The 25,931-nt window shown below is 46.7% G+C and carries 24 protein-coding genes; 17 read left to right on the top strand and 7 right to left on the bottom strand.

The window, feature by feature from the left end; all coding sequences use genetic code 11:
• Positions 1-15 precede the first annotated feature (15 nt).
• The 8 genes from BKB51_RS15100 to BKB51_RS15065 all read left to right on the top strand — a co-directional run bounded on the left by BKB51_RS15100 (position 16) and on the right by BKB51_RS15065 (position 9,651).
• Positions 16-1,224: an MFS transporter gene (locus BKB51_RS15100; protein ID WP_085901948.1), complete on the top strand. Its 1,209-nt coding sequence runs from the start codon at positions 16-18 to the stop codon at positions 1,222-1,224.
• Positions 1,225-1,421: 197 nt separating this feature from the next.
• Positions 1,422-2,306 (top strand): HpcH/HpaI aldolase/citrate lyase family protein, encoded by an 885-nt coding sequence (locus BKB51_RS15095; protein ID WP_085901947.1) that lies wholly within the window; start codon positions 1,422-1,424, stop codon positions 2,304-2,306.
• Positions 2,307-2,323: 17 nt separating this feature from the next.
• Complete coding sequence (locus BKB51_RS15090) at positions 2,324-3,394, top strand: MaoC family dehydratase (RefSeq protein ID WP_245813285.1); 1,071 nt, start codon at positions 2,324-2,326, stop codon at positions 3,392-3,394.
• Positions 3,395-3,838: 444 nt separating this feature from the next.
• On the top strand, positions 3,839-4,231 hold the full coding sequence (gene sdhC, locus BKB51_RS15085) for a succinate dehydrogenase, cytochrome b556 subunit (protein WP_179188281.1): 393 nt from the start codon (positions 3,839-3,841) through the stop codon (positions 4,229-4,231).
• 1 nt (position 4,232) lies between these two features.
• A complete protein-coding gene (sdhD, locus tag BKB51_RS15080) occupies positions 4,233-4,613 on the top strand; it encodes a succinate dehydrogenase, hydrophobic membrane anchor protein (protein ID WP_085901945.1) in 381 nt (126 codons plus the stop codon).
• 10 nt (positions 4,614-4,623) lie between these two features.
• Positions 4,624-6,426: a succinate dehydrogenase flavoprotein subunit gene (sdhA, locus tag BKB51_RS15075; protein ID WP_085901944.1), complete on the top strand. Its 1,803-nt coding sequence runs from the start codon at positions 4,624-4,626 to the stop codon at positions 6,424-6,426.
• 35 nt (positions 6,427-6,461) lie between these two features.
• Positions 6,462-7,250 carry a succinate dehydrogenase iron-sulfur subunit gene (locus BKB51_RS15070; RefSeq protein ID WP_085901943.1) on the top strand — a complete coding sequence of 263 codons (789 nt, stop codon included), beginning with the start codon at positions 6,462-6,464 and terminating at the stop codon, positions 7,248-7,250.
• A gap of 220 nt (positions 7,251-7,470) precedes the next feature.
• Complete coding sequence (locus BKB51_RS15065) at positions 7,471-9,651, top strand: PAS domain-containing protein (RefSeq protein ID WP_085901942.1); 2,181 nt, start codon at positions 7,471-7,473, stop codon at positions 9,649-9,651.
• A gap of 15 nt (positions 9,652-9,666) precedes the next feature.
• Here the strand turns inward: BKB51_RS15065 and BKB51_RS15060 are convergent, their stop codons facing one another.
• From BKB51_RS15060 to BKB51_RS15040, 5 genes are all read right to left on the bottom strand, one after another.
• Positions 9,667-10,131: a periplasmic heavy metal sensor gene (locus tag BKB51_RS15060; RefSeq protein ID WP_085901941.1), complete on the bottom strand. Its 465-nt coding sequence runs from the start codon at positions 10,129-10,131 to the stop codon at positions 9,667-9,669.
• Positions 10,131-10,610, bottom strand: coding sequence for a hypothetical protein (locus tag BKB51_RS15055; protein WP_085901940.1), 480 nt, complete (start codon positions 10,608-10,610; stop codon positions 10,131-10,133). Before BKB51_RS15055 ends, BKB51_RS15060 begins: the two co-directional genes overlap by 1 nt.
• Positions 10,610-11,200: a sigma-70 family RNA polymerase sigma factor gene (locus tag BKB51_RS15050; protein WP_085901939.1), complete on the bottom strand. Its 591-nt coding sequence runs from the start codon at positions 11,198-11,200 to the stop codon at positions 10,610-10,612. The genes BKB51_RS15055 and BKB51_RS15050 overlap by 1 nt, the downstream gene beginning before the upstream one ends.
• 54 nt (positions 11,201-11,254) lie before the next feature.
• Positions 11,255-11,680 carry an EF-hand domain-containing protein gene (locus tag BKB51_RS15045; protein ID WP_085901938.1) on the bottom strand — a complete coding sequence of 142 codons (426 nt, stop codon included), beginning with the start codon at positions 11,678-11,680 and terminating at the stop codon, positions 11,255-11,257.
• A 79-nt stretch (positions 11,681-11,759) separates the two neighbouring features.
• Positions 11,760-11,966, bottom strand: a complete 207-nt coding sequence (locus BKB51_RS15040) for a DUF6494 family protein (RefSeq protein WP_085901937.1) — start codon at positions 11,964-11,966, stop codon at positions 11,760-11,762.
• 126 nt (positions 11,967-12,092) lie between these two features.
• On the opposite strand from BKB51_RS15040, the gene BKB51_RS15035 reads away from it, so the two are divergent.
• The 9 genes from BKB51_RS15035 (at position 12,093) to BKB51_RS14995 (ending at position 23,357) form a co-directional block, all read left to right on the top strand.
• Positions 12,093-12,839: an SDR family oxidoreductase gene (locus BKB51_RS15035; protein WP_085901936.1), complete on the top strand. Its 747-nt coding sequence runs from the start codon at positions 12,093-12,095 to the stop codon at positions 12,837-12,839.
• Positions 12,840-12,882: 43 nt separating this feature from the next.
• Positions 12,883-14,004, top strand: a complete 1,122-nt coding sequence (zapE, locus tag BKB51_RS15030) for a cell division protein ZapE (RefSeq protein WP_085901935.1) — start codon at positions 12,883-12,885, stop codon at positions 14,002-14,004.
• A 219-nt stretch (positions 14,005-14,223) separates the two neighbouring features.
• A complete protein-coding gene (locus tag BKB51_RS15025) occupies positions 14,224-14,541 on the top strand; it encodes a TraR/DksA family transcriptional regulator (RefSeq protein ID WP_085901934.1) in 318 nt (105 codons plus the stop codon).
• Between the two features lie 211 nt (positions 14,542-14,752).
• On the top strand, positions 14,753-15,712 hold the full coding sequence (gene mdh / locus BKB51_RS15020; RefSeq protein WP_085902081.1) for a malate dehydrogenase: 960 nt from the start codon (positions 14,753-14,755) through the stop codon (positions 15,710-15,712).
• Positions 15,713-16,005: 293 nt separating this feature from the next.
• A complete protein-coding gene (sucC, locus tag BKB51_RS15015; RefSeq protein WP_085901933.1) occupies positions 16,006-17,202 on the top strand; it encodes an ADP-forming succinate--CoA ligase subunit beta in 1,197 nt (398 codons plus the stop codon).
• A 1-nt stretch (position 17,203) separates the two neighbouring features.
• Entirely contained in the window at positions 17,204-18,079 is an 876-nt protein-coding gene (sucD, locus tag BKB51_RS15010) for a succinate--CoA ligase subunit alpha (protein ID WP_085901932.1), read from the top strand.
• Positions 18,080-18,136: 57 nt separating this feature from the next.
• Positions 18,137-21,073 (top strand): 2-oxoglutarate dehydrogenase E1 component, encoded by a 2,937-nt coding sequence (locus BKB51_RS15005; protein WP_085901931.1) that lies wholly within the window; start codon positions 18,137-18,139, stop codon positions 21,071-21,073.
• A gap of 109 nt (positions 21,074-21,182) precedes the next feature.
• Positions 21,183-22,847 (top strand): 2-oxoglutarate dehydrogenase complex dihydrolipoyllysine-residue succinyltransferase, encoded by a 1,665-nt coding sequence (gene odhB, locus BKB51_RS15000; protein ID WP_085901930.1) that lies wholly within the window; start codon positions 21,183-21,185, stop codon positions 22,845-22,847.
• A gap of 156 nt (positions 22,848-23,003) precedes the next feature.
• Positions 23,004-23,357: a hypothetical protein gene (locus BKB51_RS14995; protein WP_125911852.1), complete on the top strand. Its 354-nt coding sequence runs from the start codon at positions 23,004-23,006 to the stop codon at positions 23,355-23,357.
• A gap of 151 nt (positions 23,358-23,508) precedes the next feature.
• Here the strand turns inward: BKB51_RS14995 and BKB51_RS14990 are convergent, their stop codons facing one another.
• Positions 23,509-24,870: an alanine/glycine:cation symporter family protein gene (locus tag BKB51_RS14990; protein WP_085901928.1), complete on the bottom strand. Its 1,362-nt coding sequence runs from the start codon at positions 24,868-24,870 to the stop codon at positions 23,509-23,511.
• Positions 24,871-25,124: 254 nt separating this feature from the next.
• Positions 25,125-25,757, bottom strand: coding sequence for a helix-turn-helix domain-containing protein (locus BKB51_RS14985; protein WP_085901927.1), 633 nt, complete (start codon positions 25,755-25,757; stop codon positions 25,125-25,127).
• Positions 25,758-25,931 lie beyond the last annotated feature (174 nt).

The raw sequence follows: 25,931 nt of genomic DNA, 5'->3' as shown, positions 1-25,931 counted from the left end.
GATGCCAATAATAGTATGAGCGATAGTATGAATAGGCCGGATCAAACACAGCGACTGAATTTTTCGTTGATTCTCCTTGGCAATGCAGTTCTTGGAACGCCAATGCCTATGCTGATTATCTTGGGCGGACTGGCAGGAGCCATGCTTGCTCCTGCCAGTGAGTTTGCAATCCTGCCAGTTTCTGTTCAGATGATGGCTGGTATGCTAACGGCGGCGCCGATGTCTGTATTTATGGGCAAGTATGGTCGGAAGCTTGGCTTTCTACTTGGGGCTACAGTTGCTGCTTCAGGCGGAGCCCTGGGTGTCTATAGCCTGTTCTATGAAAATTTTTATACCTTGTGTCTGGCTCATGCTGCGATGGGAAGTGCACTGGTTTGCTTTGGCTATTTCAGGTTTGCAGCAGCAGAAGTTGTTTCCGAATCCTGGCGCCCGAAAGCAATTTCTTTCACTCTGGGATCTGGCTTGGTTGCTGCGTTGGTCGGGCCAGAAGTTTTTATCTACAGTAAAGACTTTTTCTCACCGATCCCTTTTGCTGGTGCCTATGGGGCGATCACTGTGTTGTCTGTTATCGGAAGTCTCCCTATTCTTGCGCTGCGATTACGAGAAACAAATAGATCTGGCCAACTGAATGGTGATGAAAAAGTCACGTCAGTTGGCGAAATTGTACGCCGCCCTGCTGTTTTTACCGCCATTCTCTGCGCTGCAATCTCGTTTGGTGTCATGGTTCTGTTGATGGCGCCGACGCCCCTCGCCATGGTGGGGTGCGGTTTTACAGATGTGCAGGCAGGAGATGTCATTCGCTGGCATGTTATTGCCATGTTTGCGCCGAGTTTCTTTACCGGAAGTCTCATATCCCGATTTGGTTCCGGGAAGATTATTTCCTGCGGCCTTTTGATGCTTTGCTTGTCGTCTGCGATAGCGATCGCAGGTATAGAGCTGACAAACTTTTATCTCTCTCTGATTTTATTAGGACTTGGATGGAACTTCGGTTTTATCGGGGCAACCAACATGCTGAATGAAAACCTGAGCGCGGGTGAAAGATCGGTCGTTCAGGGGGCGAATGATACCCTTATCGCCCTTGTCTCTACTTTAGCGTCGTTTGGATCTGGGATTTTGATTTCCAGCTTCAGTTGGACGGCGGTTGCCGTGACTGTATTGCCGCTTGTTCTGATTGCTTTTGCGGGGCTTATATTTTTGCGTCAGCGCGTTCGATCCATCGCATGAAGGATGAATTGATTAAGACATGTGTTGTTATGTCTTCTCTAAGTACGAGTAATTATTGATATATAGGATAAGGAGAAAGGGAAATAAAAAGTCTTGTTTGTCTGTCAATTTGATGGAACTATGCAATAAATGCTGCGGTGCACAATAAGGTGTTGCATGGATTAAAATGACAGCAGAACAAGACAGAGGAGTTAAAGATGGTAGCGGCACCAAGACCGAGAAGATCTGTTCTTTATATGCCAGGTTCGAAAGCCAGAGCCTTGGAAAAAGGGCGAAGTCTTATGGCGGATGCGCTGATCTTTGATCTGGAAGATGCTGTCACTGACGACAAAAAAATTGAAGCCCGTCAAATGGTCGTCGAGGCTTTGCAAGAAGGCGGGTATGGCAAGCGCGAAATCATTGTTCGTGTGAACGGGTTGGACTCCGAATGGGGCCTTGAGGACATCAAGGTGATCTCTCGAACATCGGCTGATGCGATCCTGCTCCCAAAAGTCGAAAACGAAAGGCAAGTGCTTAATCTTGTCGATTTGATGAATAAGTCGGGCGCGCCGGAAAGCATGTCTGTCATGTGCATGATGGAAACCCCTTTGGGAATGCTGAATGCCAAAGAAATCGCGGCTTCATCCGAGCGGATTTCCTGCTTTGTAATGGGCACGTCAGATCTGGTTAAGGATTTACAGGCTCGACATACACGAGAACGTTTGCCAGTGATTACGTCGCTTGGGCTATGTCTTTTAGCTGCCAGAGCCTACGGTATTGGCATTGTTGACGGGGTTTGTCTGGATCTTAACAACGATGATGCTTTTGCAGAAGTTTGTGTACAAGGGTTGGCCCTGGGCTTTGATGGCAAAACACTGATCCACCCCAAAACAATCTCCGTTGCGAACAACACCTTTGGTCCTTCAAAAGAAGCGATAGAAAAAGCGCGATCCATCGTATCGGCGTTTGAAGAGGCGAAAAAACAAGGGCAGGGCGTTGTTGTCCTTGATGGTCGCTTGATCGAAAACCTTCACGCAGATGAAGCCCGCAGATTGATTGCCTATTCAGATGCAATCATTGCTTTAGAACAGAGTGCGTCGTAAAGGAATAGGGGGAGATCATGAGTGCAAAAAATCATATGAAAAATAAAACCCGGAAAGGGAATTTTTTCGAAGATTTTTATCCCGGTATGGTGATTACGCATGCGACACCGAGAACGATAACGTCTGGTGATCAAGCTCTTTACACGGCTCTTTACGGATCGAGATTTGCCTTTTCGTCTTCTGATGAGTTTGCGCGATCCCTTGGTTTTGATTGTGCACCGGTAGATGATTTTCTTGCATTTCATATTGTCTTTGGAAAGACCGTTGCTGATATCTCGTTAAATGCAGTGGCAAACCTTGGGTATGCAGAAGGTGTTTTCGGGGTGCCCCTGTATCCGGGGGATACAGTCTCGACGGTTAGTGAAGTGATAGGTGTAAAGGAAAATTCCAACGGGAAAACCGGTGTCGTCTATGTTCGCTCGACCGGACGTAATCAGCATGGGGAAATGGTACTTCAGTACGCGCGCTGGGTTATGGTGCGAAAGCGCGAAGTTGATGCGCCTGCGCCAGAGGTTATTGTCCCTGATTTGAGCCTGGATGCTGCTGCAGACTCTTTGTCTGTTACTGGCGGACTCAATTTAGCCGGATATGACTATGCTTTGTCTGGATCAGCTTACAGATGGGGCGATTACAGTATTGGCGAGCGCATTGCTCATATTGATGGCATGACCATCGAAGAGGCCGAGCATCAAATGGCGACCCGACTCTATCAGAACACAGCCAAGGTTCACTTTAACCAGCATACAGAATCTCAAGGACGCTTTGGGCGGCGTTTGATCTATGGTGGGCATATAATCTCTATTGCTCGGGCGCTATCTTTCAATGGTATGGAAAATGCTTTCAAAGTCGTCGCAATTAACGGGGGAACCCACGTGGCCCCGATGTTTGCGGGGGATACAGTCTACGCCTGGAGTGAAGTTTTGGAGAAAATCATGCTTCCGGAACGTGATGATGTCGGGGCATTGAGAGTTCGGCTCATTGCGGCCAAAAATAACAACTGCGAAGACTTCCCCCTGAAGAATAGTGAGGGGCGGTATCAGGAAGATATCGTTCTAGATTTTGATTACACGGTTTTGATGCCAACATAAAAAATCTCCCCAATAACGAGTGACTTATTGTTTTTGTTCGGGCCTATACGATTGTATCGTAACAATAAATACTGTGTGTGTTGAATGTTTCTGGACTAGATCACTTCTTTGTCTGAATAAATATTCGGTATTGGTCCAGGAAGTAATCAGTTTTTATAAGACGAAGATAATTTTTTATTTCTGTATTTCTTCTTTGGTATGCAATTGTGCGGCGCAGCATTCGGATGCGTTTAAGTCTTAAGATGATGTTAATAAGTAAAAGTCACAATTATCGTCACTGTAAATTACTTGTTTGTTGTCAGGTCGTTCTTTAGCGAGTTTTGGTCGCCTTGCATTGACTAATGCTGCATTGCGGTTTAACGTCATCAAATCTTTGGGTTCTGCTAAATATAAGGCGCGCGAAGTTGAAAAGTGGAACCAGTGCGCAATATCGGGAAAGAAAACATGTCCAGGGGTAACAGACCTCTTTCACCTCATTTGCAGGTGTATCGTCCTCAATTAACTTCCGTACTTTCAATTCTATTCCGCATCATGGGCGTTGCCACATCCGTGGGTTCCATCGTTCTGATCTGGTGGCTTGCTGCGGCAGCAAGCGGCGCGGAATATTTTGAACTGGTACAATCCTTCTTGGGATCTTGGTTCGGCCGACTGCTTCTTTTCGGTTGGACGTTTGCTCTCGTTTTTCATCTTTGTAACGGCATTCGCCATCTCTACTGGGATGCGGGTAAAGGCCTTGAGCTTGAAACCGCGTATGCATCTGGTAAGGCTGTGATTGTGTTCACAGTTATTATCACTTTGGGGCTTTGGGGCCTCGCCTATGCAGTAGGAGGAGCTTGATATGTCGCTACGTACGCCTTTGGGTCGTGCCCGTGGATTAGGGTCAGCAAAAGACGGCTCCTCACATTGGTGGGCTCAACGCCTGACCAGCTTGGCTCTTGTTCCGCTTGTTCTGTGGTTTGTCTTTTCGGTCGCTCTGATGACCGGGGCTGATTATGTGCAGTTTCTGGAATGGGTACAATCGCCTGTTGTCGCGGGATTGTTAATTCTTTTGATCTCTGTCGGTCTTCTTCATTCTCAACAGGGAATGCAGGTGGTGATAGAAGACTATGTACATGGAGAGGCGAGTAAAGTTCTTTCCCTGTTCCTGAGTCTGTCGGTCCACGTTGTCTTGGGTTTGACAGGTATTCTTTCAATTTTGATGATTCTATTCAGGGGCTAGGAAATAAACGATGAACACTGCTCCATCAAACAAAGCATATGAGTTTATCGACCACACGTATGATGTGGTTGTTGTCGGGGCCGGTGGCGCAGGTTTGCGTGCGACGCTGGGCTTGGCAGAAGCAGGTCTGAAAACGGCTTGTATCACCAAGGTTTTTCCAACACGTAGTCACACCGTTGCTGCTCAAGGGGGCATTTCTGCATCTCTTGGTAATATGGGCGAAGACGACTGGCGCTGGCACATGTACGATACCGTTAAGGGATCTGACTGGCTGGGTGATCAGGATTCAATCGAATACATGGTACGCGAAGCCGTTCCTGCGATTGTTGAACTGGAACACTACGGGATGCCTTTTAGCCGAACGGAAGAAGGTAAGATCTATCAGCGTCCTTTCGGGGGAATGACAACCCGCTTTGGCGAAGGTATTGCGCAACGTACCTGTGCGGCGGCTGACCGAACAGGTCATGCGATGTTGCACACGCTCTATCAACAGAGCCTGCGACGGCACGCTGAGTTTTTTATCGAATACTTTGCCATTGATCTGATCATGGAAAACGGCGAATGCCGTGGTGTCGTCGCGTGGAACCTTGACGATGGTACGATCCATCGCTTCCGTGCGCAGAAAGTTATTTTGGCGACTGGCGGCTATGGCCGTGCGTACTTCTCTTGTACTGGTGCTCATACCTGTACAGGTGATGGTAACGGTATGGCTTTACGTGCCGGCCTTGATTGTCAGGATATGGAATTTGTTCAATTCCATCCAACTGGAATCTATGGAGCAGGGTGCCTGATTACCGAGGGTGTTCGCGGTGAAGGTGGGTATTTGACCAACTCTGAAGGTGAACGCTTCATGGAACGCTATGCCCCGAGTGCGAAAGATCTGGCTTCTCGGGATGTGGTCAGTCGCGCCATGACAATGGAAATTCGTGATGGCCGCGGTGTTGGCACTGGCAATGACCATATTCATTTGCACATTGAACATCTAGACCCGGATCTTATTGCTGAGCGTCTGCCCGGCATTGCTGAATCAGCAAGTATCTTTGCCGGTGTTGATGTTTCCAAAGAACCGATTCCGGTGATTCCAACCTGTCACTACAACATGGGCGGTGTTCCTTGTAAGTATACAGGTGATGTTGTCACCAGTAAGAACGGTGATCCGAATACAGAAGTTCCAGGTTTGATGGCCATCGGTGAGGCTGCATGTGTTTCTGTACACGGGGCGAACCGTCTGGGGTCAAACTCTTTGCTTGATCTGGTTGTCTTTGGTCGTGGTGCTGCGCTTCACTGTATTGATACATTGAAGGCTGGGGCTTCACAGGCTCCGCTTCCAGCGGATGCCGGGGATAACTCTCTCGCTCGTTTGGATAAAGCCCGTTATGCCAAGGGGTCAATGAAGACATCTGAAGTTCGCCTGGAAATGCAAAAAGCTATGCAAAACCATGCGGCAGTGTTCAGAACAGGGGAAAGCCTGAAACAAGGTATTGATCTTCTGGGGTCAATCTGGAGCAAGCGCGACGATATCAATGTTACTGATCGTTCGTTGATCTGGAACTCTGATCTGGTTGAGACTTTGGAACTTGACAATCTGATGTATCAGTCACGTGTTACCATGGCTGGTGCCGCAAATCGTGAGGAAAGCCGCGGTGCGCAAGCTCGTGAGGATTTCCCGGATCGTGATGACGAAAATTGGATGAAACACACACTGGCCAAGTGTGATGAAGACGGGAATGTTACTTTTGATTACCGCCCGGTTAATCTGGAGCCGTTAACTGATGAAGTGCAATCCTTCCCACCAAAAGCCCGCGTTTATTAAGTGGCTAAAGGGAAAGCGTCTAGGAGAAAATAACAATGGTAGAATTTGCACTTCCAGCTAATTCAAAAATAAATAAGAGCGGGAAAAAGCATCCTGCACCGGCTGGGGCAACAAAGACCAAAACCTTCCGCGTGTATCGCTGGGACCCTGATAGCGGGGAAACGCCACGGGAAGATGTTTACGAAGTGGACATGGATAACTGTGGCCCGATGGTCTTGGATGCCTTGATCAAAATTAAAAACGAGATCGATCCAACTTTGACATTCCGCCGGTCCTGTCGTGAAGGTGTTTGTGGATCTTGTGCGATGAACATCGACGGGTCGAACACCTTGGCTTGCACCAAATTCTGCAGTGATGTAGAGGAAGATGATGAAGTCAAAATCTATCCTTTGCCTCACATGCCTGTGGTCAAGGATTTGGTTCCAGATCTAAATCATGTCTATGCACAATACGCCTCTATTGAGCCGTGGTTGAAAACCACAACTGCTGCACCTGAGAGAGAGCGTCTTCAGACACCTGAAGATCGTAAGAAACTTGACGGTTTGTGGGAATGTATCCTTTGCTTTAGCTGTTCAACATCTTGCCCTAGTTACTGGTGGAATGGTGACCGTTATCTCGGCCCGGCTGTTCTACTACAGGCCTATCGTTTTATCGCTGATACTCGGGATGAAGAAACCGGATCACGTTTGGATAATCTGGAAGACCCATTCAGACTTTTCAGATGTCACACAATTATGAACTGCACGAAAACCTGTCCGAAAGGGTTGAACCCTGCCAAGGCGATTGCAGAAATTAAAAAATTGATGGTTGAAAGAAAAGTTTAATTATCAATAAGATGATTGATACCATTAGGAAAAGGCTGGCAATTCTGTCAGCCTTTTTTGTGCGTAAATTTTGTCGCATTTACTTCCTGTTAGTTTTCATTACTGATACTGCTGGGATATAAAAGTAAATGTTTAAGTTTTTGAAATAACCTCTGTGATTTATGGGCGGTTGATAAGAGAGATATTTCTGTCGTGTGGGGTTTAGGAGCCTGGTTATTAGATGCTGGATTTGACTGCGGATATTATTCGCGCAGCCGTTCTGATTGTTCTTGTTGTGGTAATTATTTGGCGTCGCCCGACCCAGGATCTTACTTTTCAGGGATGGAATTATATAACGGCAGGTTTCATTCTTTTTGCTTTTGGCAGTCTATTGGACGTCGCGGATAATTTTTCTTTTCTTGATAAATTTCATACTAGTGACGCTGCGCCTGTCTTGTCAGTGATAGAAGAGCTCGTTGGCTATTTGGGTGGCACACTCCTGCTTTTTATTGGTGTTATAAAAGCAGTTCCAAGTTTTAAGAAGCTTAACCAACAGGTAGAGCGTCTTGAAACTGCGGAGCGCAGGGTAGGGCGCCACAATAATTTTCTCCAGACACTTCTGGATGCAATGCCTGCACAGATCTTTTTTAAAGATCAAGATGGCAAATATATTGGATGTAACAAACTTTTTCAGAAGAACATTGAACTTGAAATGGATGAGATCGTTGGCAAAACATCTCATGAACTTTTTCCAAAGGATCTTGCAGACTCTTTTATCGAAGATGATGTCAAAGCAATAAAATCTGGTGTTACCGATGAAAAAGTAGCGATTTTTACCCGTCCAGATGGCTCTCACATGCATATTCTGATGCACAAGGCCCGCTTTGATAACCCGGATGGTAGTTTTGCGGGACTGATTGGGATAAGTGTCGATATTTCCGAACGCATTAAGGCAGAGCATGATCTCCGCATCAGTGAAGAACGTCTTCGCAGATTATCGGAACTCTCTAACGAAGGTATTATCATTCATTCAGACAAGGGTATGTCAGACTGTAATGATGCAGCCATGCGGATGTTTGGATATGACTATGAGGAAATGGTCACCCTAGGCGCGGCCGAACTCATTGCGCCGGAATCACTCGATAGAGTTATGGATGCAATACGCACCAAAAAAACAGGTGGTTACGAAGCTGTTGGTATTCGTAAAGATGGTTCTCGATTTGAGATCGGTATCACAGCAAAGAACAGCGTTCTTCACGGGGAAAATAACAGAATAACCTTTATTCGTGATATTTCTGCACAGAAGGAAGTCGAGGGGCGTTTGCGTAAGTTGTCAAAGGCAATAGAACAAAACCCAGCTGTCATCCAAATCACAGACCCTCAAGGTGTTGTTGAGTATGTGAATCCTAAGTTTACTGACGTTACTGGCTATGAACCGGACGAAATCATTGGCCGGACACCAAGTGTGTTGAAGTCAGGGCATACTTCGGAGCAAGAGTACAGAGAGCTTTGGCAGACGATTTCGAACGGTAATGTCTGGACGGGTGTGTTTAAGAATAAACACAAGAATGGTGATTTTTTCTGGGAACGTGCGTCTATTTCGAGTGTTGTGAATGATTTGGGTGAGATCACAAATTATGTCGCGACAAAAGAAGATATCACCAAGCAGCGTATGGCCGAAGCACAGTTGATGCAGGCAAAAGAAAGTGCCGAAGTTGCGAACAGAGCAAAATCAGAATTTTTGGCTAATATGAGTCATGAACTCCGGACACCCTTGAACGCTATTATTGGTTTCTCCGAGTTGATGGAGCGAGAGGTTTTTGGGCCACTGGGATCCGAGCGATATCATGATTACCTGTCTGATATTCGTAATAGTGGTGATCACCTTTTGAAGTTAATCAATGATATACTTGATTTATCAAAGATTGAGGCTGGCGAATTCTCTCTGAATGAAGAAAATATTGATCTTCAGAGTTTGATTAATTCGTCTATCACAATCATCCGCCCAAGGTTGGATAGTGGCGATTTGGATTTGGAAATTTTATCAACCTCTTCCTTGCCGAATGTCTATGCGGATGAGCGGGGCATAAAGCAGATACTGATCAATCTTTTGTCCAATGCAGTTAAGTTTACGCCTTCGGGCGGTAAAATACGCATTGAGGGAGGACTTGATGAAGACAATGTGTTTATCAGGGTTGTTGATACGGGAATTGGTATTCCAAAAGAAAAATTGGAAGACGTAATGAACCCTTTCATCCAGGTAGATGCGGCAATGACACGGCAGGTGCAGGGAACAGGTCTTGGGCTTTCGATTTCTCAAAAACTTTGCGAATTGCACGAAGGAAGCCTTAAGCTTTCAAGCGAAGAAGGCAAAGGAACCGTTGCGTCTGTTATTTTACCAGCCAGTCGAATTGTTCAGTAGGTTGAAAAACGAGCATCAAGGTTTGCCGTGTTGATTGCGGCCGCGTGTTCCCCAAAGAGATAGAAAAGTGCTACGATCTTCAGGCGGTAAGGTCATTGCGATATCAAGTAACTTTTCTATTGTTTCACTATGAATATTTGATTGTTCTGCGCGGAATATTTCAAAAGCAGCCTCAAAATCAGTACGTTCTGTTTTGCCCTTTAGATTAGCCTTTAGTCTTTTGTGCGATGCACGAAGTTCTTTGAAGGTGGATTTGATTTCATCCTTGTTTTCGCGCCATATTTTCTTGAAAAGATCACGTTGTTCTGAAGAAAGCTCTCGCCATTGTTTTCTTTGTTCATGAGGTTTGCCGTGAGGTACGTCTGGTCCATATGTACGGGCGTGCCACATGTGTGAACCGATAAGACCGCCCATAAAAATATTTAAAGCCAAAGAAATAGAAAAAAGAATGGTGAGAACCTTTTTTGAAGGAACTGGCATTAGTCGATTTCTCCTTCAGGAAAACTGTTTGGAAAGCTGTCGCCAAGTGAAAATTCCATATAGGCGCTTTCGATCTCTGTTATCTCTTGTTGATAAAGAAGATTTGGTGAACTTGTACCAAGTAAGATGCCGAAGGTACCGGCCGTTGTTAGAGCTGATAGAGGGCGCCAGATGCTTTCGTAGGGCCATAGCTGGCTTAATAGGCTTGGCTTGACGCTATTTTGTGATGTTTTTGCGGGAGTTTGCGCCAAAATTGAGCTGACAAGATGGGCTGAATCCGGTTCGGCTGAACTTTGATCAAGAAGCTGATCTAACTCTAACGCCTGATCCCTGATGGTTTTGGCTTCAGGGTGCTGTTCAATAAGGCTCAAAGCCCAATCCCGCTTTTCTTCCGGCCAGTGGTGGATATAGGCACCATAGCAATCGAAAAGAAAGGTGAGCTTATCCCTGTCTTGGCTTGAGAGGTTTGAGTGTGACATCACGATGTTGCTCCCAATAAATCTGCACGACTTTCTAAAAGGGTCTTCTTGAGGCTTTTTCTTCCCCGAGCCAATAGGGATTCAAGTGCATCGACAGATATATCCATAATGTTGGCGGCTTCTTTATTTGACATATCTCTATGATGGATCAGGGTAATGGCTGTCCTTTGTCGTTCTGGTAAACGAGATATAGCTGTTTCAACCTGCCGTGTTATGTCCTGTTGGTGTAGCATATGATCCTGATTGTTCTGCGCACTTGTTGTGTTTTCACTAATTTCTACTTGGTCGCTTACAGATAGCTTTTGTCGATCTTTTCGGCGGATGGCGTCAATAGCAAGGTTGTGCGCTACCCTATACAGCCATGTCGATATTTTTGCTTTAGCCTGCCAATCGTGACTTTGTTTCCACAGCCTGACAAAAGCTTCTTGTGCAATATCTTCGGCTTCAGATTTGTTGCCTGTCATCCGTATGGCTAACCCAACAAGCGGATTGAGGTGACGTTGCACAAGAAGACGGCATGCATTTTCGTCTCCCTGTGCGACACGGGCCATTAATTTTGCATCCTCTATTCGGGGCTGAGGCGTTGTCATCGATGGCCCGTTTTCTCTATAACTCAGTCACGCTATGATAGAACAAAGGTCCAATTATCCTTTGTGCCATTTGTTTCTCGGCATTTCATCCTGGCTGATAATTCCGTCCTCATTGCGATCAAGATGTTCTATCATCTTGTTTATTCTGCTGTTGAATTCTTCGGCAGTGATTGTGCCAGAATTATCTGTGTCCATTTTGCCAAATTTACTTTTAGTTCTTTCTGCAACATGTTTGGCTATTGCTTCCTGCATTTCTGTCAGGCTGATTGTACCATCATTGTTAAGGTCGGTTTGGCTGAATTTGGTAGCCTGGGCGTTGGCAATTTCTTGTTGTGTAATTTGTCCGTCGCCGTTCGTATCTGCTTCTTCAAAGTGGTTTTTCCATTTACCGCCGCCCTTTCCCCCACTGGCGGCAAAGGCTGCGCCAGCGGTTAGAAAGGCGATCGAGCTTGCGACGATAAGTGTTTTTTTACTGATCATGATTTTTCTCCTGTAATGATCGTTTCATGACCTTTCAACGCTGGGTGAAAATAAAAACCGTCGCTTGTTGTGAAAAAAATTATTCCAGCTCTATTTTTCCATCAATTTTGTGATCCAGTCCCAGTTCAGGAGCATGTAGTTGTACAGAAATGGCAAAAGAGGTTTTACCGCTCAGTTTATCATTTTCGATATTTTCCCGAATGGCCGCTTCGATTTCACGCTGTGATGTAATGCCGACTTTTTTGAGAAACTTTCTGATACTCATATTCAGGGCATCTTCGTTCATTGTTCTTCTCCTGTAATTCACATTCGGTGTTTGTTGCTCGATTTGTTACTCTGGGAGTTGAAATAATAATCATTTCAGGTTTTTATGATCTCGCATTGCGATATCAAGCGCAAGACAGGAGGTTCTATGAGCAAGGTTATGATTGTTACGGGTGGGAGCAGGGGAATTGGTGCTGCCATATCAAAAGCAGCTGCGGCGTCAGACTATGCTGTTGCTGTAAACTATCATGCCCGTGCTGATGACGCTGATAATCTTGTTCGAGAAATAAATGAGCAGGGCGGAACTGCACTGGCGATAAAGGCTGATATTTCTGATCCAGCACAAGTTAAGGTTCTTTTTGAAGGTGTAAAATCAAAGCTTGGGGTGCCTTCTGTTCTGGTTAATAACGCGGGAACGACGGGAAAAATTTGTCGGCTTGATGAAGTTGAGGCTGAAACCATGAGCCGTGTCCTGGGGATTAATACGATGGGGGCGCTTTATTGTTCTCAGGAAGCTGTAAAACTTATGTCTTCAAAACATGGTGGATGTGGCGGATCAATTGTAACGGTTTCATCTATTGCGGCCCGTCTAGGATCGCCAGGGGAATATGTCTGGTATGCAGCCTCAAAGGCAGCGGTTGATGCCATGACAGTTGGCTTGGCGAAGGAAGTGGGTGGCGAAGGTATCAGGGTAAATGCAGTATCCCCAGGCATTATTGACACTGAGATTCATGCATCGGGCGGTGAACCCGGACGCGTTGACAGAATTGCTCCGGCCATTCCGATGAAGCGTGCTGGGACTGCACAAGAAATTGCCAATGCTGTTCTATGGCTTTGTTCTGACCAGGCGTCGTACTGCAATGGGACAATTCTGGACTGTTCGGGTGGGCGTTAAGTTATTTTGTTAATTTATATACAGGTTTGGGAATTTCTATTTTATGAGTGAAGGACCACTCTTTCTTTATCGTGATATGCGTAATGCAGGTGAGTTGCGCCCTGACCAAACACAGGAGCTTGCCGCCGAAAAGTTACAGAGTTTGTATCATGCGCTGAAAAATTATCAGCCTTCTACGGGAATGGGTGGATGGAAAGAACGCCTTGGTCTCGGTCGGCGAAAGGTAACGCCGCCGCAAGGATTATATCTGTTTGGTGGTGTTGGTACGGGAAAATCCACAATTATGGATATGTTTTTCTCCGTAGCTCCAACAGAGCCGAAGCGACGCGTGCATTTCCATGCTTTTATGCAAGAAGTTCAAGAGCGACTGCACAAATGGAGAGAAAAGCATAAGGGTACGCGGGCTGATCCTTTACCGGATGTCGCTGCAGAGTTGGCAGAAGAGGCTTTGCTGCTCTGTTTTGATGAATTCCATGTGGTTAATATTGCTGATGCCATGATTTTAGCCCGCCTGTTTGAAGCGTTATTCGAAAAGGGTGTTGTTGTCGTTGCTACATCAAACTGGCCACCGGATCGTTTGTATGAAAATGGGCTGCAGCGCGATAGTTTCTTACCTTTCATCGATCTTTTAAAAGAGCGATTGGACGTACTTCAGCTTGATTCTGGAATTGACTACCGTTTGGAGCGAATGAAGAACCTTCCCGTTTATCACAGTCCACTTAGCAATAAAGCCAACCAATCTTTACAAGAAGCCTTTGCTCAATTGACTGAGGGGGCACAAGCTGAGGAAGAGGTCCTGCATATTAAAGGGCGTAAGCTCAAAATAGCCAAGACGGCCCGTAAAGTTGCTTTTGTGACCTTTGATGAGCTTTGCGCGACGGCTCTTGGTCCGGGTGATTATTTAACGATCGCCAAGAAATATCACACGTTGATAATGGCGGATATTCCTGTCATGGGATCGGAAAACAGAGATAAAGCGCGCCGTTTCATGTCCTTGATTGACGCATTATATGAGCATCGATGTAACCTCGTTGCTGCTGCGGCGGCTGAGCCAGAAGAGCTTTATCCTGCTGGCGATGGAGCTTTTGAATTTGAACGTACTGTCAGCAGGTTACAGGAAATGAGATCACAGGAGTATATTATCCAACCTCATGTCGATGTTTAATAGGCCTTCTCATTGGGTGTGAACATGCTCTTCTAGGTAATGCTTCCTTTAAATAGCAAAAAGCCTTAAACTGGTAAGGAATGAGCGTAAGCTCTGATGAGCTATGAACTTGCGATCCTTTATAGTGCTGACCTGAGTCAATGACGCGTTGGACGCAAGTGACATAATCCCAATAGTACTATCAAAATCAATAGAACTATCTGAAGGGAGTCTGTGCAAATGCCTGATCTGAATAAAGTGAAAGCCAACCTAAAAGCCCGAATGGAAGAACTTGGTGTTCGGGTGGACCAAATTGAACATGATCTTCGGGAACCTCATAGTCAGGACTGGGGTGAAAACGCCACGGAAAGTGAAGGAGATCAGGTTCTTGAAGGACTTGAAGAAGCGGGTTTGGAAGAGATCAATCAGATTCGGGCTGCGTTGACGCGGATAAAAAATGATACTTATGGTATCTGTTCCGATTGTGGTGATGCTATTCCAGAGGGACGTTTGCTTGCCCTTCCTTATGCAACAACCTGTGTTAAGTGTGCAGAATAGTGCAACCCGGATAAAGGTGATCGTATCCGCTCTTTTGAAAAGGATCACCAAAATTTGAAGATAAAGAGTCTGTGTGCATTGCAACAAAGTTCCTTGCTCCAAATGGGGATACGCGCTAGGACTCCCTTTGTATTTTGCAGGTTCTTCAACCTGCGACGCATTTGATCGAGGGCCCGATCGGGCCGAAGAAATCCTGATAAGGACAGAAATCATGGCACGTAAAAAGATCGCGCTTGTTGGTGCTGGTAATATTGGCGGCACACTTGCTTTGTTAGCTGGAATGAAAGATTTGGGCGATGTCGTTCTTTTCGATATTGCTGAAGGTATTCCTCAGGGTAAGGCGCTGGATCTTGCTCAACTTTCTCCTGTAGAAGGTTTTGATGCTGATCTTAAAGGGGCAAACGACTACGCAGATATTGCTGATTCCGATGTCGTTATTGTAACCGCGGGTGTGGCACGTAAGCCAGGTATGAGCCGTGATGACCTACTGGGCATTAACATCAAAGTAATGCAATCTGTCGGTGAGGGCATTAAGCAGCATTGTCCGAATGCTTTTGTTATCTGCATTACCAACCCATTGGATGCGATGGTTTGGGTTCTTCAGCAGGCATCAGGCCTTCCGGCAAATAAAGTTGTTGGTATGGCCGGGGTTCTTGACTCTGCCCGTTTCCGTCATTTCCTTGCTGATGAAATGAATGTGTCCGTCGAAGATGTGACTGCATTCGTTCTGGGTGGTCATGGTGATACAATGGTACCAATGGTTCGCCATTCAACAGTTGCCGGTATTTCTCTTCCTGAACTCATTAAAATGGGTTGGATGAGCCAGGGAAAACTGGATTCTATTGTTGAGCGCACAAAAAATGGTGGCGCCGAGATCGTCGGATTGCTGAAAACCGGTTCTGCTTTTTATGCGCCAGCCGCGTCTGCAATTTTGATGGCGGAAAGTTATCTCAAAGATAAGCGTCGTGTCTTGCCATGTGCTGCGTATCTCGAAGGCCAGTATGGTGTTGATGGTATGTATGTTGGTGTGCCGGCAATTCTAGGCGCAAACGGCGTTGAAAAAGTGGTTGAAATTGACCTGGATGCTACAGAATCTGCACTTCTTGCCAGTTCTGTTGAGGCTGTGAAAGGTCTTGTCGAAGCTTGTAAGGATATTCAAGCAAAGGGCTGATTTGATACTGTGCATCGCACAATTAAATCCTCTTGCGATTGAGAATATAAAAGGGCGTTGTTGACCAGAGGTCGCAACGCCCTTCGTTTTTCCGACAATCCGCGTCATTTTCTACCAATTTTCCGACAAAAATTGCTGCGGTGCGGTTGCGCTCTGGGTCGGGGGTGTTAATCTATCGCTAAGTATCTGGCGTTATGCTCTTAACAAATTAAGTGTATATTGTTGGTACTAGGGTTTCCGGACTCGTTAACCATATTTAAAAAATAAAACCAATTGAGGCTTTGTGGCGTCCCATGAACATTCATGAATATCAAGCTAAAGAGCTGCTGAGAAAATACGGTGTAGCTGTTCCAAGAGGATCAGTCGCTTTTACACCGGAAGAGGCAGAAAATGCAGCCCGCGAACTGGGCGGCCCAATCTGGGTTGTAAAATCCCAAATCCACGCAGGTGGACGTGGAGCAGGCCGTTTCACCGACGACCCTGATGGCGACGGTGGAGTTCGTCTCTGCAAGACGCTTGATGATGTGAAAGAAAACGCGCGCAAGATGCTGGGTCATACCCTCGTGACAAAGCAGACTGGCGCTGTCGGTAAAGAAGTGAAACGCCTTTACATCGAAGAAGGCTGTGACATTAAACGTGAACTCTATCTCGGTATGCTGATTGACCGCGCGACCAGCCGCGTGACGATTATGGCATCTACCGAAGGTGGAATGGAAATTGAGGAAGTGGCTGAAGCCACACCTGAAAAAATTCTGAAAGTTGCGATTGATCCTGTGGAAGGTTTTATGCCTTACCATGGTCGTAATCTTGCTTTTGGTCTTGGCCTCGAAGGCAAACAGGTCGGTGCTGCTGTGAAATTCATGGCGACGATGTACAAAGCCTTTATGGATCTTGATGCCAGTATCGTTGAGATCAACCCACTGGTTGTGACCGGTGCAGGCGACATCATTGCACTCGACGCTAAAATGAACTTCGATGATAACGCGCTCTTCCGTCATAAAGACGTTGCAGGCATGCGTGATGAAGACGAAGAAGACGCAAAAGAACTTGAAGCTGCTCGCCATGAATTGAACTACATCTCACTGGATGGTGAAATTGGGTGCATGGTCAACGGCGCTGGCCTTGCGATGGCAACGATGGATATCATCAAGCTGTACGGTAGCGAACCAGCTAACTTCCTTGATGTCGGAGGTGGCGCAACGAAAGAACGCGTGACCGTTGCTTTCAAGATCATTCTTTCTGATCCAAACGTTAAGGGCATTCTGGTCAATATCTTTGGTGGCATCATGCGGTGTGATGTGATTGCAGAGGGTGTTGTCGCCGCAGCCCGTGAAGTATCTCTCAGCGTTCCATTGGTGGTTCGTCTCGAAGGAACAAACGTCGATCTTGGTAAGAAAATTATGGCGGAATCCGGTCTCCCGATTATTTCTGGTGATGACCTGGCTGATGCTGCTGCAAAAGTGGTCAAAGCCGTGAAGGAGGCCGCGTAAAATGTCGGTACTTGTTAATAAAAATACGCGTGTTATCTGTCAGGGTTTCACAGGCGCGCAAGGTACATTCCACTCTGAGCAAGCTGTTGCATACGGCACAAAGATGGTTGGCGGTGTGACACCAGGTAAAGGCGGCACAAGTCATCTTGATCTGCCTGTTTTCAACACCGTTGCGGAAGCCGTTCACACAACAGAAGCAAATGCATCTGTTATCTATGTGCCTCCTCCCTTTGCGGGCGACGCTATTCTTGAAGCTGTAGATGCTGGCGTTGAGCTGATCGTTTGTATTACAGAGGGAATTCCGGTTCTTGATATGGTGCGTGTAAAGCGTGCGCTTGCCGGGTCCAAATCCCGTCTGATTGGTCCAAACTGTCCGGGGATCATTACCCCTGATGAATGTAAGATTGGCATTATGCCTGGGCACATTCACCAGCGTGGTAAAATTGGTATTGTTTCCCGCTCCGGTACACTGACCTATGAGGCGGTGGCACAAACAACCGCTGCGAACCTTGGTCAGTCTACCTGTATCGGTATCGGTGGTGACCCTGTCAACGGTACAAACTTCATCGATTGCCTGGAACTCTTCCTGGAAGATGATGAAACGCAGGGCATTATCATGATCGGTGAGATCGGTGGTAGTGCCGAAGAAGAAGCAGCGGAATTTTTTGCTGCGTCTAAAGTGAAGAAGCCAATCGCTGGCTTTATCGCGGGTGTTACGGCACCTCCAGGCCGTCGTATGGGCCATGCCGGTGCGATTATCGCCGGTGGTAAAGGTGGTGCAGACGACAAGATTGAAGCCATGAAGTCAGCTGGCTTCCATGTTGCAGATTCTCCTGCTAGCCTCGGCAGCACTATGCTGAAAGCTATGCAAGGATAACAACCTAATATTGGAGGGAGCCGAACTGGTACCCTCCAGTTCGGCTACAGGTTATAGATGGCGAACACTACTGTTGGGCATGAGGCCCGCTATTTTGGCCCGAAAGCAGGCGAACTGGCCGATCTCTATGCTCAGTTCATAAGCCACCCTGATTCTGTAGATACAGGGTGGCAATCTTTCTTCTCTAATCTGGAAGAAGATGCCAAAGATTTGCTTGCCGGGATTCACGGTGTTAGCACCGCGTCGGCAGCTCCGGTACAAGCGAGTGGCGTGCCCTTGAGCGACGAGGAAAATCGTCGCGCAATCCTTGATTCAATCCGTGCTTTGATGTTGATACGTGCTTATCGAGTCCGTGGTCACCTCGAAGCAAACCTTGATCCGCTTGGATTGAAGCCGATTAGTCCTCACCCTGAACTGGATCCAAAAGCTTATGGCTTCAGCGATTCAGATATGGATCATCCGATCTTTATCAATGGTGTTTTGGGGTTGGAAACGGCAACACTACGTCAAATCGTAGAACGTGTTCGTAAGACCTATTGCGGTAAAATTGGTGTCGAGTTTATGCACATCCAGGAGCCAGAGCAAAAAGCCTGGATTCAGGAGCGTATTGAAGGGATCAATAACCGGACAGACTTCACGGCGAAAGGCAAGCAGGCCATTTTGGAACGCTTGTCTGCAGCCGAGATTTTTGAACAGTTCCTTGGTAAAAAATACACCGGGACTAAACGCTTTGGCCTTGATGGCGCAGAAACAATGGTACCTGCGCTTGAACAAATCCTTAAACGAGGATCTGCCCTTGGTTTGGAAGAAGTTGTTTTAGGGGTCGCGCATCGCGGACGTTTGAACATTCTTGCTAATCTGATGGGCAAGCCTTTCCGGGCGATTTTCAGCGAATTTAAAGGTGGAGCAGCTAATCCGGAAGACGTTGGCGGTTCAGGTGATGTTAAGTATCACTTGGGGACCTCATCTGATCGTGAGTTTGATGGAAACTCGGTCCATCTGTCCCTCACAGCTAATCCTTCTCACCTTGAAGCTGTTGACCCCGTCGTCGTTGGTAAGGTCCGCGCCAAACAGGATCAGAAAAACGATACTGATCGCAGCAAAATCATGGGTATTCTTCTTCATGGGGATGCTGCCTTTGCCGGACAGGGGCTTGTTCCTGAAACGTTAGATCTATCTGAGCTTGATGGGTATACAACGGGTGGAACGATCCATTTTATTGTGAACAACCAGATCGGTTTTACCACTGACCCTGTTCATTCTCGTTCCGGTCCTTATTGTACGGATGTTGCCAAGATTATTCAGGCGCCAATTATTCACGTAAACGGTGATGATCCGGAAGCTGTGGTACACGTTGCACGTATTGCCATTGAATATCGTCAAACCTTTAAGTCCGACGTTGTGATCGATATGTTCTGCTATCGTCGCTTTGGTCACAACGAAGGCGATGAGCCGACGTTTACTCAACCACAGATGTACAAGAAAATTGCTCAGCAACGTTCTGTTCGTGAACTTTATGCTGAACAGCTTTCTGCTGAAGGTACAGTGACCAAAAGCGAAATTGATGCGATCAGCAAAACCTGGTGGGATAAGCTGGAAGAAGAATTCCAGATTGCTGAAGGTTATAAGCCGAACAAGGCTGATTGGCTGGAAGGCAAATGGTCTCATATCGGGGCTGTGCGTGGGTATGATGCCCGTCGCGGAGATACGGGTGTTGAGTTGGACCTTCTTAAAGAGGTTGGTAATACACTCTGTAAAGTTCCGGACGGGTTTAATATCCATCGCAAACTGACGCGTCAACTTAAAGCCAAACAGGCAATGTTTGACAGTGGCGAAGGGCTCGATTGGGCAACGGCAGAAGCCCTTGCGTATGGGACTTTACTTGTTGAAGGGCACCCGGTTCGTCTTTCAGGACAGGATTGTAATCGTGGTACTTTCTCTCAACGTCATGCAGCGTGGATTGATCAGCAGGATCAATCTGAATACAAGCCGTTGAATAACGTCCGTTCCAGCCAGGCCAATGCTGAAATCATTAACAGCCCGCTCAGTGAATTGGCAGTTCTTGGTTTTGAATATGGCTATTCATTGGCCGAACCAGATGCATTGGTTCTGTGGGAAGCGCAATTTGGGGATTTTGTGAATGGGGCGCAGATCATTATTGATCAGTTCATTGTATCAGGTGAATCCAAATGGTTGAGAATGTCTGGCTTGGTAATGCTCTTGCCTCATGGATATGAAGGACAAGGGCCTGAACACTCATCTGGCCGTGTCGAGCGTTTCCTTCAATCTTGTGCGGAAGATAATATTCAGGTCGTTAACTGTACAACACCGGCGAACTATTTCCATGTTCTGAGGCGTCAGATGCATCGTGGTTTCCGTAAGCCGTTGATTATCATGACACCAAAGTCGCTTCTTCGTCACAAGCGTTGTGTTTCCAATTTGGAAGACATGTTGCCGGATACGTCGTTCCACCGCGTCTTGCCGTGCAACGTCAAGGTGAACCCGCCAAGTAAGATCAAGCAGGTCATCCTTTGTACCGGTAAGGTTTATTATGACCTTCTCGACGAACGCGAAAAGCGCGGCATTAACAATGTTCACCTCATTCGCCTTGAACAGCTTTACCCATTCCCGGCTGAAGCATTGTCTCAGGCACTTAAGGGCTATGAACATTGTGATCTTGTCTGGTGTCAGGAAGAGCATCGTAATATGGGGGCCTGGACTTTTGTTTCAACTTTCATCGAGGAAGTTGCGGAAGAAATGGGCTTTGAAAATTACCGTCCTCGTTATGCTGGTCGTAAGACTGCGGCGTCACCTGCGACAGGTTCAGCCAAGAAGCATGCGCTTCAGTTGGAAGCTCTATTGGATGATGCCTTTACCTTGGGCAAAAAAGCCATGAGCCGTATCCAGACTCGTAAAGCCGAAGAGCTTGAAGCCAGAGATGCTGCGGCGACAAAAGTAGAAAAATTACGCCCGGTTGCGAAAGCCGGTGAATAAATAGAAAGGGTGGCCTGTCCCGGGTCACCCTTTTTCTTAACGGATGTTCTGATACAGATATCAGTATGTTCAAATTACACATAGATAATAAACATAATAGAGACAAAAAATGGCCACCGAAATAGTCGTTCCGGCACTAGGGGAATCTGTAACAGAAGCAACAGTTGCGAAATGGTTGAAACAACCAGGTGAAGCAGTTGCTATGGATGAAGCTATTGTGGAGCTTGAGACAGACAAGGTCACGTTGGAAGTAAATGCGTCAGTTGCTGGTGTACTCGAAGGGATTGTTGCCAATGAAGGTGATGATGTCGAAGTGGGTGCCGTACTTGGATCAATAGCCGAAGGTGCTGCATCATCAGCTCCGGCTGCGCCCAAAGAAGACCCTCCTGCTAAAGCTGCAGAAACTACAGAACCAGCAGCTGTTGAAGCAACGGGGGATCCTGTTGAAATTCCTGTCCCTACTCTGGGTGAATCCGTGACCGAGGCAACCGTAGCCCAGTGGATGAAATCTGTTGGCGATGCTGTTGCGCAAGATGAAGCAATTTGTGAGCTTGAGACAGACAAGGTCACATTAGAGGTCAATGCCCCGGTAGCTGGTGTTTTAACATCAATTGCTGCCGAAGCGGATTCAGATGTTGGTGTGGGTGCTATTCTGGGCGTTATTACGCCAGGATCTGGAGGTGCAGCAGCACCAGCTAAAGCTGCATCTAGTTCCCCAGCTCCGTCGAAAGAAGCGCCTCAGGCCGCAACGACAACAGCTGCAGGGGATAGTCTTGATCCTTCTCAAATCTCTGGAAGTGGTGCCGGGGGTAAAGTGACGACAGCTGATTTGGTTACTTTTCTTGAGGGTAATACCTCACCAGCTGCGATGACATTGCCGCCTGCGGTTGCGAAGTTGATTGCTGAAAATAATCTTAATCCTCATCAGGTTAAAGGAACAGGAAAAGACGGAGCCTTAACTAAGGGCGATGTCCTTGAGCATCTGAAAAATCCGCCTTCAGCACCTGCGCCGATTACTTCTACCGGAGCAACGTCTGCACCTGCAGCGACAAATGCTCCGTCTTCAGCCGCCCCAGAGCGTGAAACGCGCGAGAAGATGTCAAAGATGAGAAAGACAATTTCTCGTCGCTTGAAAGAAGCTCAGAATACCGCGGCTATGCTGACAACATTCAATGAAATTGATATGTCGGCAGTGATGGATGCGCGTAAACAATATAAAGAAGCTTTTGAGAAGAAACACGGTGTTCGACTTGGCTTTAACAGCTTCTTTGCCAAAGCAGTTGTTCAGGCATTGCAAGATGTTCCATCTGTGAATGCACGAATTGACGGCGATGATATCGTTTACAACCAGTTCTTTGATATCGGGATGGCTGTTTCTACGCCATCCGGGTTGATGGTACCTGTCATTCGGGATTGTGATAAGAAGAGCTTTGCAGAAATTGAAGGCAGTCTCGGTGACCTTGCCAAAAAAGGTCGTGATGGCAAGCTTGGTATGGATGACATGACGGGCGGCAGCTTCACCATTACCAATGGTGGTGTTTTTGGCTCGTTGCTTTCAACGCCAATTCTGAACATGCCACAAGCTGCTATCCTTGGATTACACAAAATTGAAGAGCGTCCGATTGCTGTAAACGGGCAGGTTGTTGTGCGTCCGATGATGTATACGGCCCTAAGTTATGATCATCGTTTGATTGATGGCCGCGAAGCCGTGACTTTCCTTGTGCGTATCAAGGAGTGCATGGAAGATCCTCAGCGTCTTCTATTGAGTATGTAGGCTCATCACGAAACAGGAAAAAGGGAAGCTTCGGCTTCCCTTTTTTGTTTTGGGAGCTACCTATGAATGGTTACTTGGTGCTGTCATGTTTTACGGATATGATGCAGTTGTGCTTGTTACGCCCTTGTTCTGGGGCGTTTGAAAATGGGGGTTGGTATGAATGACGTTACACTAAACCTGGATAATCTTATCGACGGTAGTGGGTATGCCGATTTTGAGCTGGACCTTACCGGATTGGATTTACGGCATGCGTTGGAGTCCATCCGACAAATGATAGAACGTCAGCGTCGCCGCCGGAAAGTACGATCTGTATTAATTCGTCTTGATCCACCTGTGCCGGGACAAGGTGAGACGCTCTTCCGTCCCGTGGGAAAACATCTGGTTGAACTGCTCAAGAAAGAAATGATTTCTCGTGTGAAGCCCTATGCGGACAAGGAATGTTCCGGTTTTGTCATTCATTTGCCTGCGGGCAAGGAAGAAGATATCAGCGAAGATGAGGCTGAGAGCTAGTTATTGCTCCCTAGAACATCGACGAAGTATGCCCAATAAAAAGCCTCTGATACATTCGTACCAGAGGCTAAGTTGTAAGCTCATTAATGAGCTGGTGTAGGTCATCAGGGCGGATAATGAAAAAATTATCCAGCCCGGATCAGGTGTATGCTTAACCTTCTTTCTTCTCGACTTCTTTGTCTTGGAAGTATTCTTTGGTCAGTTTGAAAACCACAGGGCTTAGGAGAAGAAGCGCAACCAGATTTGGTAATGCCATCATCGCATTTAGCGTGTCAGATAGCAGCCACACGAAATCGATCTTGAGGAAAGCACCGACAAAAACAGCGACACACCAAACAATTCTGAAAGGCCAGATTGCCTTTGTTCCAAAGAGGAAACCAATGCATTTCTCACCATAGAAGCTCCAACCCAAAATGGTGGTGAAGGCAAAGATGGAGAGCACTATAGCAATCATGTAGTTGCCAACACCAGGTAGGGCAGTTTCAAAAGCGAGAGACGTCAAACTTGCGCCGTTCTCGCCACTTGTCCATGCGCCACTGGTAATGATAGCAAGGCCAGTGATAGAGCAAACGATGATGGTGTCGATGAAGGTGCCAAGCATCGCAATACTGCCCTGTCTGACAGGATCGTTGGTTGTTGCTGCGGCGTGGGCAATTGGAGCGCTTCCAAGGCCGGCTTCGTTAGAGAAGACGCCACGAGCAACACCAAAACGAATAGCCAACCACACAGTTGCACCAGCAAAACCACCTGCACCAGCAATCGGTGTGAAGGCGTGGGTGAAAATAAGACTGAAGGCTGCTGGAATTTCGGCTGCATTGATGACAAGGACAATCAAACCACAGGCAATGTAGATGATCGCCATAGCTGGAACCAGTTTGCCGGCAACAGAACCAATGCGTTTGATACCACCCAGGATAACAGCTGCGGTTAGAATAAAGAGAATACCGCCTGTTACTTCGGAAGGAAGCCCAAAGGATGTGTTGATTGCTGCAGCAATAGAATTGGACTGAACCATGTTGCCGATACCAAAACCGGCAATGGAACCGAAAACAGCAAAGGTTGGTGCCAACCAATACCAACCTTTTCCAAGGCCGTTTTTGATGTAGTACATTGGGCCACCAACATGGTCGCCATTGTCATCTTTTTCACGATACTTAACGGCCAGTACAGCTTCCGCATACTTTGTTGCCATACCGACGAGGGCAGTACACCACATCCAGAATAGTGCGCCAGGACCACCGATGAAGATCGCAGTGGCAACACCGGCAATGTTTCCGGTTCCGATTGTGGCTGATAGCGATGTCATTAGCGCGTTAAAGGGGCTGATTTCGCCATCGTCACCAGTTTTTTCTCTGCCCTTCCAAAGTAAAGAAAAGCCGTAGCTGATTTTACGCAGTGGTAAGAACGTTAGCCCGATCTGAAGGAAAAGACCCGTTACGAGAATAAGGGCAAGCATGGGGGCGCCCCACACAATCCCGTTGATTTCATTGATAATATTTGTAAGTGCTTCCATAATTATCCCCTAGTTCGCCTGTTCAGAAGGCAAACAAAACTGTTTGGTACGCTGTGTTTGCTGGACGATCACGCACTCAATTCGTTGATAAGAGTTACTCTGCTGGGAGCTGTTCTATAAATCGTATGGTCGATTTTTAATTGTGGAGGTTTTATCCTATCGGAAACATTTGTGCAACATAGGATTTGTTAGCTTAAGTAAAAAAAGTGTGAGGTATCAAGTGATACGGTTTAATATTTAATAATATCAATTGCCTAGTATCCGTGTGGGGTTGATACCCAGATTATGACAGCGTCCTGGGGGCTGGTGGAGACACAGGCGTGTCCCATGCCACTATCATAGTAAAGGCTATCGCCTTCGTTAAGGGAAACTGGCTCGTAAAATTCGGAATAGAAAGTCAATTCGCCTTCGAGAACATAGAGAAATTCTTCGCCATTGTGACGGACAAGCTCACCAAAGTCGTCCATTGATCGGGCACGGATGGTGCTTTTGAAGGGAATCATGCGTTTATTGATGATCTCTGTGCAAAGAAGTTCGTGCTGATAGGTTGCTGTTGGGTGCTCTTTCCCGTCGCCCTTTTTTGTAACGGTTCTGCGGCCAACATTTGTCTGAAGGTCGCCTTTGGTAAAGAGTTGCGGAATGTCGATTTCCAGGCCAGTTACCAACTTTTGCACCACTTCAAAGGTTGGGGACATTTGGTCATTTTCGATCTTTGACAGGGTCGAACGTGCCAAACCTGTTCGCTTGGAAGCTTCTTCGAGTGTCCAGTTTTTGTTCTTGCGAACATCCCTAAGGCGGGTTCCTAGCTTCAAAGGTTCCAGAGTACGTTCTGCGCCTGAAATATTTGCTTTTGGTTCGACGATTCTTGGTGTCTCTTTGCTCGGCATTGCCTGTCCCAACTTATTGAGTTCTCGCTATTATATCGCTATTTTACCTTTTAGTGGAGAATTTTCTAAAAGTTTCCTATAAGAAATATTTGATCTCTATAGGAATGTTGTTATTCTCGCCCGGGGTAAAACGCTGTTTAGTAGCGGAGTCCTGCTTATTGTTTTGTTATACTC

This window comes from Kiloniella majae, from assembly GCF_002118315.1.
Taxonomy (GTDB): Bacteria; Pseudomonadota; Alphaproteobacteria; order Kiloniellales; family Kiloniellaceae; genus Kiloniella; species Kiloniella majae.
The sequence above is the reverse complement of the archived record's forward strand: the minus strand, read 5'-3'. Positions and strand labels throughout refer to the sequence as shown.